This is a genomic window from Nitrococcus mobilis Nb-231 (genome assembly GCF_000153205.1).
Lineage (GTDB): Bacteria > Pseudomonadota > Gammaproteobacteria > Nitrococcales > Nitrococcaceae > Nitrococcus > Nitrococcus mobilis.
The window spans coordinates 2,738,719-2,753,831 of record NZ_CH672427.1 but is presented as its reverse complement, the minus strand read 5'-3'; the positions used below and the strand labels follow the sequence as shown (position 1 = coordinate 2,753,831).

The 15,113-nt window shown below is 59.1% G+C and carries 18 protein-coding genes; 12 read left to right on the top strand and 6 right to left on the bottom strand.

All coding sequences use genetic code 11. The features are described 5' to 3' along the window. Positions 1–14: 14 nt before the first annotated feature. From NB231_RS12545 to NB231_RS12535, 3 genes are all read right to left on the bottom strand, one after another. Positions 15–569 carry a chemotaxis protein CheW gene (locus NB231_RS12545; protein WP_005003427.1) on the bottom strand — a complete coding sequence of 185 codons (555 nt, stop codon included), beginning with the start codon at positions 567–569 and terminating at the stop codon, positions 15–17. Beyond that, the gene (locus NB231_RS12540; protein WP_005003424.1) at positions 562–945 is read right to left on the bottom strand and encodes a response regulator; all 384 of its coding nucleotides are present in this window, start codon (positions 943–945) and stop codon (positions 562–564) included. The genes NB231_RS12545 and NB231_RS12540 overlap by 8 nt, the downstream gene beginning before the upstream one ends. A 128-nt stretch (positions 946–1,073) precedes the next feature. Next, positions 1,074–1,433, bottom strand: a complete 360-nt coding sequence (locus NB231_RS12535) for a response regulator (RefSeq protein ID WP_050756171.1) — start codon at positions 1,431–1,433, stop codon at positions 1,074–1,076. A gap of 258 nt (positions 1,434–1,691) precedes the next feature. Between NB231_RS12535 and NB231_RS12530 the strand changes: the two genes are divergently transcribed. The 8 genes from NB231_RS12530 to NB231_RS12495 all read left to right on the top strand — a co-directional run bounded on the left by NB231_RS12530 (position 1,692) and on the right by NB231_RS12495 (position 8,423). Beyond that, positions 1,692–2,681, top strand: coding sequence for a glutamate--cysteine ligase (locus NB231_RS12530; RefSeq protein ID WP_050756106.1), 990 nt, complete (start codon positions 1,692–1,694; stop codon positions 2,679–2,681). Beyond that, positions 2,678–3,640, top strand: a complete 963-nt coding sequence (gshB, locus tag NB231_RS12525; RefSeq protein ID WP_005003418.1) for a glutathione synthase — start codon at positions 2,678–2,680, stop codon at positions 3,638–3,640. The genes NB231_RS12530 and gshB overlap by 4 nt, the downstream gene beginning before the upstream one ends. 100 nt (positions 3,641–3,740) lie before the next feature. Next, on the top strand, positions 3,741–4,592 hold the full coding sequence (locus NB231_RS12520) for an energy transducer TonB (RefSeq protein WP_005003415.1): 852 nt from the start codon (positions 3,741–3,743) through the stop codon (positions 4,590–4,592). Between the two features lie 61 nt (positions 4,593–4,653). Next, positions 4,654–5,217 (top strand): YqgE/AlgH family protein, encoded by a 564-nt coding sequence (locus NB231_RS12515; RefSeq protein ID WP_005003413.1) that lies wholly within the window; start codon positions 4,654–4,656, stop codon positions 5,215–5,217. Positions 5,218–5,231: 14 nt separating this feature from the next. Further along, entirely contained in the window at positions 5,232–5,663 is a 432-nt protein-coding gene (gene ruvX, locus NB231_RS12510; protein ID WP_005003411.1) for a Holliday junction resolvase RuvX, read from the top strand. Then, positions 5,660–6,172, top strand: coding sequence for a bifunctional pyr operon transcriptional regulator/uracil phosphoribosyltransferase PyrR (gene pyrR / locus NB231_RS12505; protein ID WP_005003407.1), 513 nt, complete (start codon positions 5,660–5,662; stop codon positions 6,170–6,172). Before ruvX ends, pyrR begins: the two co-directional genes overlap by 4 nt. Beyond that, on the top strand, positions 6,169–7,137 hold the full coding sequence (locus NB231_RS12500; protein WP_005003406.1) for an aspartate carbamoyltransferase catalytic subunit: 969 nt from the start codon (positions 6,169–6,171) through the stop codon (positions 7,135–7,137). Before pyrR ends, NB231_RS12500 begins: the two co-directional genes overlap by 4 nt. Further along, entirely contained in the window at positions 7,134–8,423 is a 1,290-nt protein-coding gene (locus tag NB231_RS12495; protein WP_005003404.1) for a dihydroorotase, read from the top strand. Before NB231_RS12500 ends, NB231_RS12495 begins: the two co-directional genes overlap by 4 nt. Positions 8,424–8,503: 80 nt before the next feature. On the opposite strand, the gene NB231_RS12490 is transcribed toward NB231_RS12495, so the two are convergent. Together NB231_RS12490 and NB231_RS12485 are read right to left on the bottom strand one after the other, a co-directional pair. Beyond that, positions 8,504–9,631, bottom strand: coding sequence for a PilT/PilU family type 4a pilus ATPase (locus tag NB231_RS12490; protein WP_005003403.1), 1,128 nt, complete (start codon positions 9,629–9,631; stop codon positions 8,504–8,506). 43 nt (positions 9,632–9,674) lie between these two features. After that, on the bottom strand, positions 9,675–10,712 hold the full coding sequence (locus NB231_RS12485) for a type IV pilus twitching motility protein PilT (protein ID WP_005003401.1): 1,038 nt from the start codon (positions 10,710–10,712) through the stop codon (positions 9,675–9,677). Positions 10,713–11,276: 564 nt separating this feature from the next. On the opposite strand from NB231_RS12485, the gene proC reads away from it, so the two are divergent. The 3 genes from proC to NB231_RS12470 are packed head-to-tail and all read left to right on the top strand — an operon-like array spanning position 11,277 to position 12,993. Further along, positions 11,277–12,104, top strand: a complete 828-nt coding sequence (gene proC, locus NB231_RS12480; protein ID WP_005003398.1) for a pyrroline-5-carboxylate reductase — start codon at positions 11,277–11,279, stop codon at positions 12,102–12,104. Further along, positions 12,105–12,680, top strand: a complete 576-nt coding sequence (locus NB231_RS12475) for a YggT family protein (RefSeq protein ID WP_005003396.1) — start codon at positions 12,105–12,107, stop codon at positions 12,678–12,680. A 13-nt stretch (positions 12,681–12,693) separates the two neighbouring features. Beyond that, on the top strand, positions 12,694–12,993 hold the full coding sequence (locus tag NB231_RS12470; RefSeq protein WP_005003394.1) for a DUF167 domain-containing protein: 300 nt from the start codon (positions 12,694–12,696) through the stop codon (positions 12,991–12,993). A gap of 333 nt (positions 12,994–13,326) precedes the next feature. Here the strand turns inward: NB231_RS12470 and NB231_RS12465 are convergent, their stop codons facing one another. Next, on the bottom strand, positions 13,327–13,641 hold the full coding sequence (locus NB231_RS12465) for a hypothetical protein (protein ID WP_005003392.1): 315 nt from the start codon (positions 13,639–13,641) through the stop codon (positions 13,327–13,329). On the opposite strand from NB231_RS12465, the gene NB231_RS12460 reads away from it, so the two are divergent. Beyond that, the gene (locus tag NB231_RS12460) at positions 13,640–14,704 is read left to right on the top strand and encodes an IS630 family transposase (RefSeq protein WP_005003391.1); all 1,065 of its coding nucleotides are present in this window, start codon (positions 13,640–13,642) and stop codon (positions 14,702–14,704) included. The genes NB231_RS12465 and NB231_RS12460 overlap by 2 nt on opposite strands. The last annotated feature ends 409 nt before the right edge of the window (positions 14,705–15,113 follow it).

Sequence of the window (15,113 nt, the reverse complement as noted above, 5' to 3'; positions counted from 1 at the left end):
TTGGAATACTGGATTCAAGCCGCCACCTTGAGAAACTTCGGGTGCTGCGTCAGCCGCGTCAGGCGGAAAATCAACCAATCGCTGCCGTCGCGGTGCAAAACGCCATCTAAATAAGGCGCCACCTGCTCCATGCCGGGGTCGACGAGTACCCGCCATTGCTCCGGGTAGAGGAAATGACACATCCCTAGCACCTCATCGACCAACAAACCGGTGAAACCGGCTTCCCGTTCGATGACCAGCACCCGCGAGAGTCGATTTAGGTTAATCGGACCCTTGCCGAGATAAGCATTGAGGTCCATGATCGGCAGGAGATTGCCACGCACGTTGGCGACTCCAGATACCCAGCTTTTGGTATGCGGGACACGGGCGACACGGGGCGGCGTCAGGATCTCGACGACTTCACCCAACGGCGCGACGAAACGCTGCCCGCCGAGGCGAAATCCCACTCCGCGCCATTCATCCCGCTTCTTTTCCCGATCCGCCGATTCGGCGCGATGCGCGCGAGCTAGCCGCTCAAGCCTGGCGAGCAGTTCGAAGGGGTGTGTGGGCGCGCTCTGTCGGCTAACCATTTGTGCTGCCTCTGCGTTTCAGTACCGGGCCGATTTTTGCTAGCAGCTCCGCTTCGGTCACCGGCTTGACGATGTAGTCCAAAGCGCCTTGGCGCTTAGCCCAGAGCTGATCGGTGTCTTGGTCCTTGGTAGAGATCATCACGATCGGGATCGAAGCGGTCGCCGAATCCTTGGAGAGCTTGCGGGTAGCCTGAAAACCGTTGACGCCCGGCATTACGATGTCCATCAGAATCAGATCCGGCTGTTCGTCGCGCGCTTTGCTCATGCCTTGATCGCCATCGACGGCGATACTGACCGCAAAACCATGTTTCTCCAGCATGGTCTTGAGGATGTGGGTCTCCGTGGGCGAGTCATCCACAATGAGTATCCGGGTCATTCGCAGTACTCCCTTGGCATGGGCGTTAGCATTTTAGTAAGGCTCACTTGGGGCCGACCGGACAATCGAGAGATCCACGGCGTTATGGTGCGAAGGCGGCACGCTGCCGGCTCGCAGCGGTGGCGCGCTCAAGCGGCCTTGTCTCGATGACGCCGTATCGCAGCCAGCAGCTCCTCTCGGGTAAATGGTTTGGTCAGATACTGGTCGGAGCCGACGATGCGCCCTCGGGCCCGATCGAACAGACCGTCCTTGCTGGATAGCATAATGACCGGGGTTTCTTTGAATATCCGGTTGTGCTTGATAAGCGCGCAGGTTTGGTAGCCATCGAGCCGCGGCATCATGATATCGACGAAGATGATCCTCGGATGGTGATCGGCGATTTTCCCCAGTGCCTCAAAGCCGTCCGTCGCGGTAATCACCTCGCAGCCCGCCTGCTTGAGAAGGGTCTCGGCCGTACGCCGAATGGTCTTGCTATCATCGATGACCATCACCTTGAGGCCAGCCAAATCGGTATTATTGATAGCTTGGTCCACCTGCTGTCCCCTTATCTATTCTAGCGTCATGACGATCGCATGGCTGAAATTGCCCGGTTCGCCACCTGATTGCGTGATAATTCCGAGTTCAAGTAGCATTTGCCCACGCCCCAATTTACCGAGCCTCATTGCTCCGTCGGATAATTGACACCCTGGAGCCAAGAGCATGTCGATCAAACTGACGCCGCGCTGGTAGCCGCATACGAGGCAAATATGCTGACCATGCCCACACCGGCCGTTGCGCATCTCACCACGGCCTTAACCGGCCCTCTCCACCGGGTCGAAGCGCTGCTGCTCGCGAATCAGAGCACCATCGAGAGTTGGCTGCGTCGACACTGGCAACGCACGCCGGCCCCGTTCTATGCCTCGGTCGATCTGCGTAACGCCGGCGTCAAACTGGCGCCGGTTGACATCAATTTGTTTCCGGCGGGCTTCAATAAGCTTAACTCCGAGTTCCAGCCACTTTGTGTGCGCGCCATCCAATCCGCTATGGAGCGGGGCTGCGCAAGCGCGCACAATATCCTTATCGTGCCCAACAGCCATATCCGCAACCTGTTCTACCTAGAAAACCTCGCCCCGTTGTACGCACTCTTGGTTACTGCCGGTTATGCCCTATGTAGCGGCTCGTTGCGGCCCGCCATTAGCACAGTCACCCCGTTCGATTTGCCCAGCGGACGCCGAGTCACCTTGGAACCGCTGGTGCGCCCCGGCGCGCGTCTAGGCGTGGCGGGCTTCGGGCACGGCCTCATGCTGCGCAACAACGATCTCTCCGGCAGCCACTCAGCTATGCTCGAAGCGCTGGAGCAGCCTGTAATACCTCCGCTTGCGTTAGATTCGACGAAGCGGCGCAAAAGCGACTATTTCGATTATTATCGCTGGGTGGTAAAGGAATTCTGTGAACTGATCCATATCGATCCGTGGCTGATTACACCACTGCATCGCTATGGCGGAGAGAACAATTCCAAGTGGCATGCGCGTGAGGAATGTTTGACCAGCAATGTGCGTGCATTGTTCGAGGAGATCCGCCTCAAATACACGACCAACGCCATCGATCGGCCGCCGTATCGATCCGGATCCCTACCACGCCCCCGATGCCGAATCCAACCGCTTGCACGCCTACGGGGTGGTTGCTCGGTTGGCGTTGCTGACCGCAGCCCGAGAGCTTGCCGATGGCGTCACCACAGGGAAGGTCTAACTCGATGATCAAACTGGGCGTGGTGATGGATCCCATCGGCTCCATTACGCCCTACAAAGATACGACGCTCGCCATGCTCCTGGAAGCCGAACGCCGCGGCTGGGCTATTCGTTACCTGGAGCTCGGCGATCTCTCGTTGCGCGACGGGCAGGCCTGGGGTAATAGCTCCGAGTTACATGTCCAGGACGATCGCCATCGCTGGTACGAGCTGGGTAAACGCCAGCGCCATCCGCTGGCCGAGCTCGAAGTGATTCTCATGCGCAAGGATCCGCCGGTAAGCAACGAATATCTCTATGCGACCTATATCCTGGAGGCGGCGGAGCGTGCCGGGACACTGGTGGTCAACCGTCCACAGGGGCTGCGTGATGCGCAAGAGAAGCTCTTTGCCACTCATTTCCCGCAATGCTGCGCACCCACCCTGGTGAGTGCGGCAGCCGATGAGCTGCGCGGTTTCATCCATGAACAAGGCAAAGCGGTCCTCAAGCCGCTGCATGGCATGGGTGGGGAATCCGTTTTCGTGCTCGAGCAGGGCGACCCGAATACCAGCGTGATCATCGAGACCCTGAGCGATCACGGTCGGCGTCAGCTGATGGCCCAGCGCTACATCGAGGAGATTCGCTCCGGCGACAAACGGATTCTGCTAGTAGCGGGTGAACCGGTCCCTTATGTGCTGGCAAGGATTCCAGCCCATGGCGAGACCCGCGGCAATATCGCCGCCGGCGGCCGCGGCGAGGGCATCGAGCTCAGCGATCGGGATCGCTGGATCTGCGAGCAGGTAGCGCCGGCGCTACGCGAACGTGGCTTGCTGTTCGTAGGCCTTGATGTCATTGGCGATTATCTGACCGAAATTAACGTCACCAGCCCTACCTGCGTGCGCGAGCTCGATGCCCACTACGGCATCAACATCAGCGGCAAGCTCTTCGACCTAATCGAGCAATACCTCCAGAACGATCGAGCAAACATGTGACGCACATGGCGGAGATGATCGACCCGACTGTGCTACGCTGCGCCCGCACGGATCGACCTGTTCAGCACGGTGTTTAGGCAGGCAAGAGGATGTTATGCCAATGACCAACGGCGCGTCCCAGGTTGGCCTCCATGCGCGCCTCCCATTAATCTTTTTGCTCTCGCTCGCCCTGCACCTGATGGTCTTGCTGGGGCTTGGGTTTACCTGGCAGGTCGAGCGCACCCGCCGGATAACGCCGCCAATCGAGATCACCTTAGCCCAACGGCCCCAGGAATCCCCACCGCGGGATTTCGATTTCTTGGCACAGGCCAATCAAAATGGGGGTGGCAGAACCATCCTCAAAACCAAACCCCACGAGCGGCAACCAACCTCGGCGGCCGCTCACGCGGAGGCGACCCCAGGAGCGGTAAAACCACCGCATAAACAAGATGAACAAACCCGTCCCGTCGAATCCAAAAAGCCTGCGCCCCCCAAAGCCGCTCCCTTATCGAAGCCGACGCCGCACCTCAACATGGCGGGTATCCTCGATACCAGTGTCCACGTGGCGGCCCGCAGGGAACTCTCGAGCATTGTGGAAAGCGTTAGCGCCCAATATCCCAGCGAGCAGCACATCGATGCCCGGACCCATTCCCACGCCGCTGCAGAATACATGCGGCAATGGATAGAGAAGGTCGAACGCATCGGTAATCTCAATTATCCGCGCGAGGCCCGTGAGCGTGACCTCTCGGGGCGACTCATCCTTGAAGTCGCGTTGCGTCCGGACGGCAGCGTCTTCTCGATCAACGTGCTGGCCCCCTCACCTTTCAATATTTTGAACGAGGCCGCCAAGCGCATCGTAAAATTAGCGGAGCCGTACGCGAAAATCCCCAAGACGGTGCTCCAAGGCCGTGACTTGCTGGTCATTACGCGAAGCTGGGAATTCGATGACGCGCGCCATTTCTATCCCCACTGAACGGCTTCATTGCGCTTGATGGCGCTTGTATGAACTCGCCAGACTGTCGGATACTTCGTCTATGGACAAGCCCAGCGACCTGACCAATCATTTTCTGATCGCGATGCCGGCACTGTCCGATCCGAACTTCGCCCAGACGGTGGCGTACATCTGCGAGCATAATGCTGACGGGGCGTTGGGCATCGTGATCAATCGACCCTCGGAGCTGACGCTCGCCGAACTGTTCACCCATATGGGATTCGGCGAAGCACCTAGGACGATCGGTGCACAACCTGTATACGTGGGCGGCCCGGTGCAACGCGAACGCGGCTTTGTGCTGCATTCGCCGGCGGGCAAGTGGGATTCATCGCTGCGCGTTTCCGAGGAGGTGACGATCACCACATCGCGGGATATTCTGGAGGCGCTGGCGCAAGGCGAAGGGCCAAAGCAGTACCTGGTCGCCCTTGGCTATGCTGGTTGGGGCACCGGCCAATTGGAATACGAGATGGCGCAGAACGCCTGGTTGAGCGGCCCACCCGACCCCACCATCATCTTCGAACGGGACGGGCCGGAGCGCTGGCGAGCGGCCGCTCGACTACTGGGAGTGGATTTGACCCTGCTCTCGTCGGATACCGGGCACGCCTGAGCCGCAATAAGCTGGTGTCTACACAGATTTATTTAGGTTTCGACTATGGCTGGCGCCGCTTGGGTGTCGCGGTCGGGCAGCCTCTGACCGGCGGCGCAAGGCCAGTGACTACCTTACGTTGTCGGCAAGGCCAGCCGGACTGGGCCGCGTTGCTCCACCTCATCGAGGCTTGGCAACCCACTGCGCTGGTCGTGGGTATTCCCCGCCACACGGACGGCTCGGCCTCGGAAACCACACTACAGGCCGTTGCCTTCGCGCAGCGGTTGGAGCAGCGCGGCGGGCTACCCGTCCACCAAGTAGACGAACGCCTGTCTTCGCATGAAGCGCGCGCACGGCTGCAAGCCACCGGGCGACGCCTACGAGGCACCACCGGCAAAGCGCTCGTCGATCAATTCGCCGCACAAATTATTCTCGAGACCTGGCTCAACGAGCAAAGGCTACTATGAAGTCGTTGCCCGAGGTGGACCACCTCCTTACCGACATGAGTCAAGCGCTGCGCGCGCTTGTTGCGTGGCGCGACCCGGAGCAGCCGGTCGCCTTAATCGGCATCCACACCGGGGGAGTCTGGCTTGCCGAGCGCCTGCATCGGCTACTCGGTCTGGCGAGCCCGATCGGGGCTCTTAATATCCATTTTCACCGGGACGATTTCGGCCGCATCGGGGTGCATCCCCGCGTGCAACCCTCCCATCTGCCCTTCGATGTGGACGGCTGCCTGATCATCCTGATCGACGATGTACTCTATAGCGGGCGCACGGTTCGCGCGGCGCTCAACGAGATTTTCGACTACGGGCGACCGGCGGCGGTACGCCTGGCCGTGCTCGTGGACCGAGGCGGCCGCGAGCTGCCCATTGCGGCGGATGTCGTAGGCGCGCATCTCAAGCTGAATCCGGCAGAGCAGATCAAACTGCTGGGACCTTCACCGCTCAAGCTGAGTATCGAGCGGGGCCGCACATGACTACGCAGCTCCATGCCGATGGGCGATTACGGCATTTTTTGACTACCGAAGGCCTTCCGCGCCAGCTGCTGCTGCAGATCCTCGATACGGCCGAGTCGTTCGCGGGGGTAATCGACAAATCGGTCAAGAAGGTCCCCTTACTGCGCGGGCGAACGGTGATCAATTTGTTCTTCGAGGCCAGCACACGGACTCGCATCACTTTCGAACTAGCCGCCAAGCGCCTCTCCGCCGACGTGCTCAATGTAAACGTAGCTACTACGAGCGTAAAAGGTGAGAGCCTGCTGGATATGTTGCGCAACCTCGAGGCAATGCAAGCCGACATGTTCGTAGTCCGCCACGCCGAGAGCGGCGCCGCTGACTACGTGGCGCGGCACGTCGGGCCAGGCGTCAGCGTGTTGAATGCCGGCGACGGTCGCCACGCCCATCCCACTCAGGCCATGTTGGATGCCTTCACCATCCGCCGTCACAAAGGCGACTTCGAACCACTCATCATCGCGATCGTGGGCGATGTGATGCACTCTCGCGTGGCCCGCTCGCAGATTCACGCCCTCAGCGCGCTGGGGACCGGGGAAATTCGAGTCATCGCACCGCGCACGTTGCTGCCACGTGACATCGAAAGCTTGGGGGTACGCGTTTTCCACGACATGCGCCTGGGGCTGCAGGAGGCGGATGTGGTGATGATGCTCAGGCTGCAACGCGAACGTATGCAGGGTGCGCTGTTGCCGAGCGAGCCCGAGTATTTCCGAATCTATGGCTTGACCGAGGATAAACTGGCTGCCGCGAAACCGGACGCCATCGTCATGCATCCCGGCCCCATCAACCGGGGTGTGGAAATCGACTCGCGCGTCGCCGAAGGCCCGCGCTCAGTCATTCTCGAACAGGTAACCAATGGCATCGCGGTACGCATGGCGGTCATGTCCATGACGCTTGGAGTCTACCAAGAAATGCCTCGGGAACCGGCATGAATCGGATTCGTATCCATGGGGGCCGGGTGATCGACCCGGCCAGCGGTCGCGATGAGTTGGCCGAAGTAGTGGTCGCGGACGGACGTATTCTGGCCGTCGGTGAGTCCCCGACCGATCTCACCGTAGACCTCGAAATCGATGCCACCGGTCAAATCGTTTGCCCCGGGTTGATCGATCTTGCCACGCGCCTGGGCGAACCAGGGGCGGAGCACAAGGCAACCATCGCCAGCGAGACCCGTGCCGGCGCAGCGGGTGGCATCACTACGCTAGCCTGCCTACCCGATACCCATCCCGTGATGGATACCCCTTCGGTGGTGGAATTGATGCACCGCCGGGCGCAGGAGGCTAACAGCGTCCGAGTGCTGCCCCTCGGCGCGCTGACCTTGGGGCTCGCCGGCGAGCGGCTCAGTGAAATGGTCGCGCTGCAGCAAGCCGGCTGCGCCGCTATGACCGATGCGGGCCACACCATACGCGATACTCTGGTGCTGCAGCGCGCACTCGAGTATGCCGCAACGTTCGAGATACCCGTGCTGCTCACGCCCGCCGATCCCTGGCTCTCACAGGCCGGCTACCTGCATGATGGAATCGTCGCCACCCGGCTCGGCATACCGGGCATCCCAGCGACGGCCGAGCTCGCCGAGCTGGGTCGCAGCCTCGCCCTGGTGGCGGATATACAAGGTCGTACTCATTTCGGGCGGCTGTCAACGCAGCAAGGCGTAGAGTTGATCGCGCGCGCCCAAAACAGCGGGCTGCCGGTAACGGCGGACGTCGCCATTCATCAACTTTTTCTAACAGAGACGGACTGCGCTGAGTTCGACGCCCGCTTCCATCTACAGCCACCGCTGCGCAGTATAGCCGATCGCAAAGCGCTTCGCGCCGCGCTGAACGATGGGACCATCGGGGTCATCTGCTCTGATCATCAGCCCCATGATTCGGATGCCAAAAACGGTCCTTTCACCAGCACAGCCTCGGGTGCTTGCGGGGTCGATACGCTGCTCTCGCTGCTGTTACGACTGGTCGAGGAGGGCGTCTTCGATCTACGCCAGGGCTTGGCTTGCGTGACCATCAACCCGGCCCGGGTTCTGGGCCTGGAAACCGGGTGTTTAACGCCAGGAGCACCGGCTGATATATGTATTTTCGATCCCGATGCGGTGTGGTGGTGCACACCGGAGACGCTGCGCAGCCAAGCCAAGAACTCCCCTTTCCTCGGCTGGGAACTGCCGGGGCGGGTAAATCACACCTTGGTCGACGGACTCCTGATCCATCGCCACGACGATCCGCTCTAGTGTAGTGCCCCGCTTGGCATCCGCTACACCCTCCACACGCACCTCACTTACATCAAGCCCCGCACCGTGTTGCTCGACCATTAAACATCGTCGTCCATCAGCAAGCGCATACCCCGGGTCGTCTGGTCTAGCTGCTCCGGCGTATTGCCCTGGGCCAGCTTCGCCATCAGACGCACCTCGTTGGCCGAATCAGCGTAGCGCAGCGCATCCTCATAAGTGATCTGCCCCTGGGTGTAGAGCTCGTAGAGATGTTGGTCGAAGCTTTGCATACCTTGCTCACGGGAGCGTTTCATGACCTCCTTGAGCTCCAGGACCTCGCCTTGCGCAATCTTGTCGGAGACGAGCGGCGTGCCGATGAGAATCTCGATGGCCGGCACGCGCCCTTTGCCATCCGGGGTCGGGATCAACTGCTGAGCAATCACCCCCTTGAGATTGAACGCGAGGTCGGTGAACAGTTGCCGATGCCGGTCTACTGGGAAAAAATTGATGATTCGGTCCATGGCCTGATTGGCGTTATTGGCGTGTAAAGTCGCCAGGCAGAGGTGGCCGGTCTCGGCGAAGGCGATTGCGTAATCCATGGTCTCGCGGGTACGGATCTCGCCGATAAGGATGACATCCGGCGCCTGCCGCAGCGTATTCCTCAGCGCCACCTCAAAAGAGGCGGTATCGATACCGACCTCGCGCTGCGTGACAATACAGCCACGGTGCTGATGCATGTACTCGATCGGGTCCTCGATGGTCACGATATGACCAGCGCTGTTCTCATTACGATGGCCGATCATGGAGGCCAGTGAGGTGGACTTGCCGGTGCCCGTGGCACCAACGAAAATAATCATACCCCGCTTGGTCATGGCGAGTTCACGCAAGATCGGCGGCAGGCGCAGCTCTTCGATGGTGGGGATCCGCGTTTCGATCCGCCGTAGCACCATCCCGACGTTGTTGCGCTGATAAAAGGCACTGACGCGAAAACGGCCGAGCCCCTTGGCGCTCAGGGCAAAATTACACTCCCGAGTTTCTTCAAATTCGACCCGCTGACGTTCCGTCATGACGGAGAATACGACCTGGCGGGCTTGCTCGGCGCTCAACGCCGCCTTGGTGACGGGCATGATCCGACCCGCCACCTTCATGCTTGGCGCTGCTCCTGCGGTGATGAACAGGTCGGATCCCTTTTTAGTGACCATCAGCTCGAGCAAGGCATTGAAATCCATAGCTTGACCTTTGCCCCTTCCTGTCATCCGGCCCGCCCCGTATTCAGGCGAACATATCCTTGCTGACCGCCTTGGCGCGAGCATCTTGCTTGCTCACCAAGTTTCTGCGTAACAGCTGTTGTAAACATTGATCCAAGGTCTGCATGCCGGCGGCTTGACCGGTCTGAATGGCCGAGTACATTTGCGCGATCTTATCCTCACGCACCAAGTTACGGATCGCCGGGGTTCCGATCATGATCTCGTGAGCCGCGATCCGACCGCCGCCAATTTTCTTCATTAGAGTCTGCGAGATCACGGAGCGCAGCGATTCGGAAAGCATCGAACGGACCATCGATTTTTCGGCGGCAGGGAAGACATCGATGATTCGGTCGATGGTCTTGGCCGCCGAACTGGTATGCAGCGTCCCGAACACGAGGTGGCCGGTCTCGGCCGCCGTCAGCGCCAAACGGATGGTTTCCAAATCACGCAATTCGCCCACCAAAATTACGTCCGGATCTTCGCGCAGCGCCGAGCGCAGTGCTTCGTTGAAACCAAGCGTATCCCGGTGCACCTCGCGCTGATTGACCAGACACTTTTTAGATTCGTGCACGAACTCGATGGGATCTTCGATAGTCAGGATATGCTCGTGATAATTCTCGTTTTTATAATCGATCATCGCCGCCAGGGTGGTGGATTTTCCGGAGCCGGTCGGACCGGTGACCAAAACCAACCCGCGGGGATTATCCGCTATGGTCTTGAAGATATCCGGCGCGCCGAGTTCCTCCAACGCGAGCACATTGGAAGGAATGGTACGGAAGACGGCCCCGGCGCCCCGGTTGTGATTGAAGGCATTAATTCGGAAACGGGCCAGGCCTTTTATTTGGAAGGAGAAATCCGTCTCCCAGCTCTCCTCGAAATCCTTCCTCTGGCGATCGCTCATGATGTCGTAGATCAGGCGATGGACCTCCTTATGCTCCATCGCCGGTAAATTGATTCGACGCACATCTCCGTCCACCCGTATCATGGGCGGCAACCCAGCGGAAATGTGCAGGTCGGAGGCATTGTTTTTGACAGAGAAGGCAAGCAAGTCAGCGATATCCACTTCGGGGCCTCTCCCAATCAGAGCATCTCAGAGCTTGGATGTATTAAATGCCGTGCGGGGCCGATGAGAAACCGCCACGGCGCTCGAGGCCACCATGACAACCGGGCGAAGCGGCTTCGGCGAAAGCCACCTCTCGGAAGCGCCGATCAAGGTTGATGCACGTGCTGATCTCGCCCTCCCATGACGTTGGACTCGCCCACCGCACGCTAAGCAATAAAACAAAGACGGCGGCAGAGAACTTTGACTGAAGTCACAGTGTTCGAACACAAGGAGATGACAGCGCGGGAGCCGACGCCGGGATCGGCTTTTCATCGAGTGCGCGACGGATCGATGAAGACAGCGGCTCACCGTAGCCGAAAGCAGGCCGCTGCCCTTCCGTGCGAAACGCAGCTTTGCAAATGAAGTTGGTCGCGCGGAATGGCTGGCTACGCTATCCATGGCAATGCCCGCTGGCAACAGTAGCTGCGGGGGCATCGACGAGAATCGCAACGACTCTATTACACTTGCACGGTACCGACCACAATGGCTTCGATGGCAATAGAGCACTTGGTCTGAGGAGGCGTAATGGCGGAGGAGAGCATCACATTCATCGGTGGCGGCAACATGGCTTACAGTCTCGTCGGTGGTCTCATCGCGGACGGCTACCGGGCGGAGCGGGTGCACGTCGCCGATCCCGATCCGGCTAAACGCATGGACTTGGCCAACCGTTTCCGTATCCACGTTCACGAAGACAACCGGAAGGCCGTCCTGCGTGCCGCTGCGGTGGTCCTTGCAGTCAAGCCGCAGATCATCAAATCCGTGCTCGAGCCGCTAGGCCCCATCTTGCGCGAGCAAAAAAGCCTGGTAATCTCCATCGCCGCGGGTGTACGTGAGCCGGATATCAGCCGTTGGCTTGGCGGTCAGATCGCCGTGGTGCGCACCATGCCCAATACTCCCGCATTGGTACGCGCCGGCGCCACCGCGCTGTATGCCAACGAGTATGTTTCGCAGAATCAGCGAGATCTGGCCGAATCTCTGCTCCGCGCCGTTGGCATCATTCAATGGCTGGATGATGAGACGCTGCTGGACATCGTCACGGCGTTGTCGGGCAGCGGCCCGGCCTATTTTTTCCTACTGATGGAGACCCTCGAGGCGGCGGCAATCGAGCTCGGCCTGCCCGAGCAGACAGCACGCCTGCTTACCCTGGAAACGGCTCTGGGAGCGGCGCGAATGGCCCTGGAGAGCGATGAGGATCCGGGCCGCCTGCGTCTGCGCGTAACTTCTCCCGGCGGCACGACGGAGGCAGCGACCCGCGTGCTGGAAAGCGGCGGCGCGCAGAAGCTGTTCCAGCAGGCCTTACAGGCGGCAACGACCCGCGCCGGTGAGTTAGGACGGCTTCTAGGAGAGCAATAAATGCCGAGTAGCTATTTGTCGAACCCAGTTGCTTTTTTGATTGATACCCTGTTTAGCCTCTACATCCTGGTTGTGATGCTGCGCTTTCTCCTGCAATGGGTTCGCGCCGATTTCTACAATCCCATCTCACAGTTCCTGGTCCAAATCACCCAACCGGCCTTGAAGCCCTTGCGTCGGGTCATCCCGGGTTTCGCCGGGATCGATCTGTCCAGCGTGGTGTTGATGGTGCTCCTACAAATGGTGTCACTGGCCTTGATCATGGTCATCTATGGAGTGACGCCCAAACTGTCGTACCTGATCATCCGCACGCCCGCAGAACTGCTCAGCATGTTACTCAACCTCTATCTGATGGCCATCATCGTCCAGGCCGTGCTCTCTTGGGTCCAACCCGACACCTATCATCCGGCCATGCTCCTGCTCTACAGCCTCACCGAACCGGTGCTTAGACCGTTTCGCCAGGTGGTCCCCGTAATCGGTGGCATCGACCTCTCCCCCTTGGCGGCTCTGATCACTATAGGAGTGCTCAAGATGCTGATCCTGCCACCGCTCGACCAGCTCGCCCGCCCTTACTTTTAGAGCCCTGAAATCGATGGTCGGTTGGCGCTGGCAGGGAACGGATCTGATCCTGACCGTGCGAGTCCAGCCCCGGGCCGCGCGTGACGAGCTCAAGATCGATGCGGATGGACGGCTACGGCTGCGTATCACGGCTCCGCCGGTAGAGGGCAAGGCAAATGAGCACTTGCGGCACTTTCTTGGCCACGCTCTCGGTGTCGCCCGCTCCCAGGTGAGCGTGGCGACTGGCGCGACGAGTCGCAACAAGCGCATCGTAGTACAAAATGCGGATCCGGCAAAAGCGCTGGCACTGGGTTTGCCGAAAAATCGGGAGTAGTCGCGTGCCAGAACTCCGCTGGAGCATCACTCCCTATAGCTTCGCCAACCGGCTGAAACTGGGACTGAACATCTACAGTCATCAAACACCCAAAGTAGCCTAAATGCGGCTACTAAGATCGCAGAGAGTATTCAGTTATCCATGCTTGCATCTAATGCCGGCGCTGAGACACTTCGGGTTCCGTGTTCGACACAGAATCCGAAGTCGTTTTCCCAACGCTTTATTCGACAGCATAGACAATCAGATTGTAACCAATACAAAACACCTGGTTTCGACGAGCACTATTAACTTTCAATAGCCTACCCAGAAAATACCTCACCCATTACTGTTTTATTATAGCTTGGCATAAGCGTCATCGAAATCCTTGGCAGCAGCTTCATTGAATTCGAAATTTTTCCGAATATAGGCGAGAGTTCTTTTCTCAGTTTCGGTTACTCCTTGTCCATCCTTGGCGGATTTAAACAGGTCTGCAACTTCGTCCTTCGACAACTTGCCCTCGCCAGCGCCGCTTGTGTGACGCTTAGCAAGATCCAGCAGCTCTTTCTCGTATTTTTCCCCATCAATAGTCACATAATACCAACCCGCATAGGCATTGACGTGTAATTTAGAATGGTAAGTGTGTTGTTGCAGTGAGAGGTTACGACTCATGAGTCGGGCTGTTGCCCTTCGATCGGATTACAGCGCAGACGAACTGCGTGAGCTGGCTGTGACCTCGGATGATGCCAATCAAACCCGGCGGCTGCTGGCGCTGGCGGCGGTTCGGGACGGGTTTAGTCGAAGCGAAGCGGCGCGGCTGAACGCCATGGATGGACAAACGCTGCGTGATTGGGTGCTTGCCTTTAATGAGCACGGACCGCAAGGGCTGTTCAACACGCAGCCACCGGGGCGCCCATCCAAGTTGACGCCGGAACAAAAGCAGGCGGTCGCGGAGTTGGTGGAAGCCGGCCCCGATCCGGAGGTGGATGGGGTGGTGCGCTGGCGCTGTGTAGACATCAAGGCGATCATTGAGGCCCGCTATGGCATCGAGCTCAATGAGGCCACGGTCGGCCGTCTACTCAAGGAGTTGGGCTTCGCCCATGTGAGTGCGCGGTCACGGCACCCGCGCCAGAGCCCTGAATCGATCGATACGTTTAAAAAAAAAAGCCTCCCAGCACAACTCAGCGCACTGAGTGAGACACTCGCGCCAGAGACACCCCTTGAGCTGTGGTTTCAAGACGAGATGCGCATCGGGCAGAAAAATAGCTCGGTCTATCAGTGGGCCAAGCGCGCTACGCGCCCGCGCCAGCCCGCCGATCAGCGCTATGACAATGCCTATTTATTCGGCGCGCTGTGTCCGGCACGTGATACCGGCGCAGCGCTGGTGCTGCCCACGGCGAATACCCAAGCCATGCAGCTCCATCTCAGCGAAATCAGCCGCCGCGTTGCCCCCGGCGCGCACGCCGTCGTGCTAATGGATCAGGCGGGCTGGCATACCACGGCTAAGCTCGACGTGCCGGACAATCTCTCGCTGGCGTTTTTACCGCCGGTCAGTCCTGAGCTCAACCCGGCTGAAAACGTCTGGCAGTACTTGCGCCAGACTTACCTGGGCAATCGCGTTTTCCAGGACTACGAGGACATCGTGAATCGCGTATGCCAGGCTTGGCAGGCGCTGCTCGATGAGCCCGGGCGCATCGCAAGCATCACGCACCGCGACTGGGCCTGCGTCGGTTAATGTTTATGCGGATTGGTATAAGCCATGCTTTATCTCCTGTTAGTTTTGAATTAACCCCACGTAGCAAACTCCGCACTTGCCAAACCAGAAACTTTTCAAAAAATAAAGAGAATACGCAAGAAATCCATCGTCTTGCCAAACGTTTGAGTTAAGCACGTTAGCATTACAAGCGCAGCCTGCGGAATCAACCCCCGACCCCAACGAAACACAATAAGGTTGTTTAATTTATTTTATACTTAATTCATCAGGCATAAATGCTCCTCTTACAGCCCGTTGAAGGATGCCCAACGTCTACTACGTTCAGGTGCGGCTGGTATACACAGCGAACCCGTGCTTGACCCGCACATAGGTCTAGCTGGCAGGGGGCAGGTACCGGCTCAGCAAGACGGCGTGCTAAAATGCACGGCTG

What these genes read in the sequence shown, in the direction of transcription:
- pyrR (WP_005003407.1), top strand. Translation starts at nt 5,660, where the DNA reads ATGAAGTCGTTGCCCGAGGTGGACCACCTCCTTACCGACATGAGTCAA.
- NB231_RS12495 (WP_005003404.1), top strand. Translation starts at nt 7,134, where the DNA reads ATGAATCGGATTCGTATCCATGGGGGCCGGGTGATCGACCCGGCCAGC.
- NB231_RS12530 (WP_050756106.1), top strand. Translation starts at nt 1,692, where the DNA reads ATGCTGACCATGCCCACACCGGCCGTTGCGCATCTCACCACGGCCTTA.
- NB231_RS12470 (WP_005003394.1), top strand. Translation starts at nt 12,694, where the DNA reads ATGGTCGGTTGGCGCTGGCAGGGAACGGATCTGATCCTGACCGTGCGA.
- proC (WP_005003398.1), top strand. Translation starts at nt 11,277, where the DNA reads ATGGCGGAGGAGAGCATCACATTCATCGGTGGCGGCAACATGGCTTAC.
- NB231_RS12465 (WP_005003392.1), bottom strand. Translation starts at nt 13,641, where the DNA reads ATGAGTCGTAACCTCTCACTGCAACAACACACTTACCATTCTAAATTA.
- gshB (WP_005003418.1), top strand. Translation starts at nt 2,678, where the DNA reads ATGATCAAACTGGGCGTGGTGATGGATCCCATCGGCTCCATTACGCCC.
- NB231_RS12515 (WP_005003413.1), top strand. Translation starts at nt 4,654, where the DNA reads ATGGACAAGCCCAGCGACCTGACCAATCATTTTCTGATCGCGATGCCG.
- NB231_RS12500 (WP_005003406.1), top strand. Translation starts at nt 6,169, where the DNA reads ATGACTACGCAGCTCCATGCCGATGGGCGATTACGGCATTTTTTGACT.
- NB231_RS12475 (WP_005003396.1), top strand. Translation starts at nt 12,105, where the DNA reads ATGCCGAGTAGCTATTTGTCGAACCCAGTTGCTTTTTTGATTGATACC.
- NB231_RS12520 (WP_005003415.1), top strand. Translation starts at nt 3,741, where the DNA reads ATGACCAACGGCGCGTCCCAGGTTGGCCTCCATGCGCGCCTCCCATTA.
- NB231_RS12540 (WP_005003424.1), bottom strand. Translation starts at nt 945, where the DNA reads ATGACCCGGATACTCATTGTGGATGACTCGCCCACGGAGACCCACATC.
- NB231_RS12545 (WP_005003427.1), bottom strand. Translation starts at nt 569, where the DNA reads ATGGTTAGCCGACAGAGCGCGCCCACACACCCCTTCGAACTGCTCGCC.
- NB231_RS12535 (WP_050756171.1), bottom strand. Translation starts at nt 1,433, where the DNA reads ATGGTCATCGATGATAGCAAGACCATTCGGCGTACGGCCGAGACCCTT.
- NB231_RS12490 (WP_005003403.1), bottom strand. Translation starts at nt 9,631, where the DNA reads ATGGATTTCAATGCCTTGCTCGAGCTGATGGTCACTAAAAAGGGATCC.
- NB231_RS12460 (WP_005003391.1), top strand. Translation starts at nt 13,640, where the DNA reads ATGAGTCGGGCTGTTGCCCTTCGATCGGATTACAGCGCAGACGAACTG.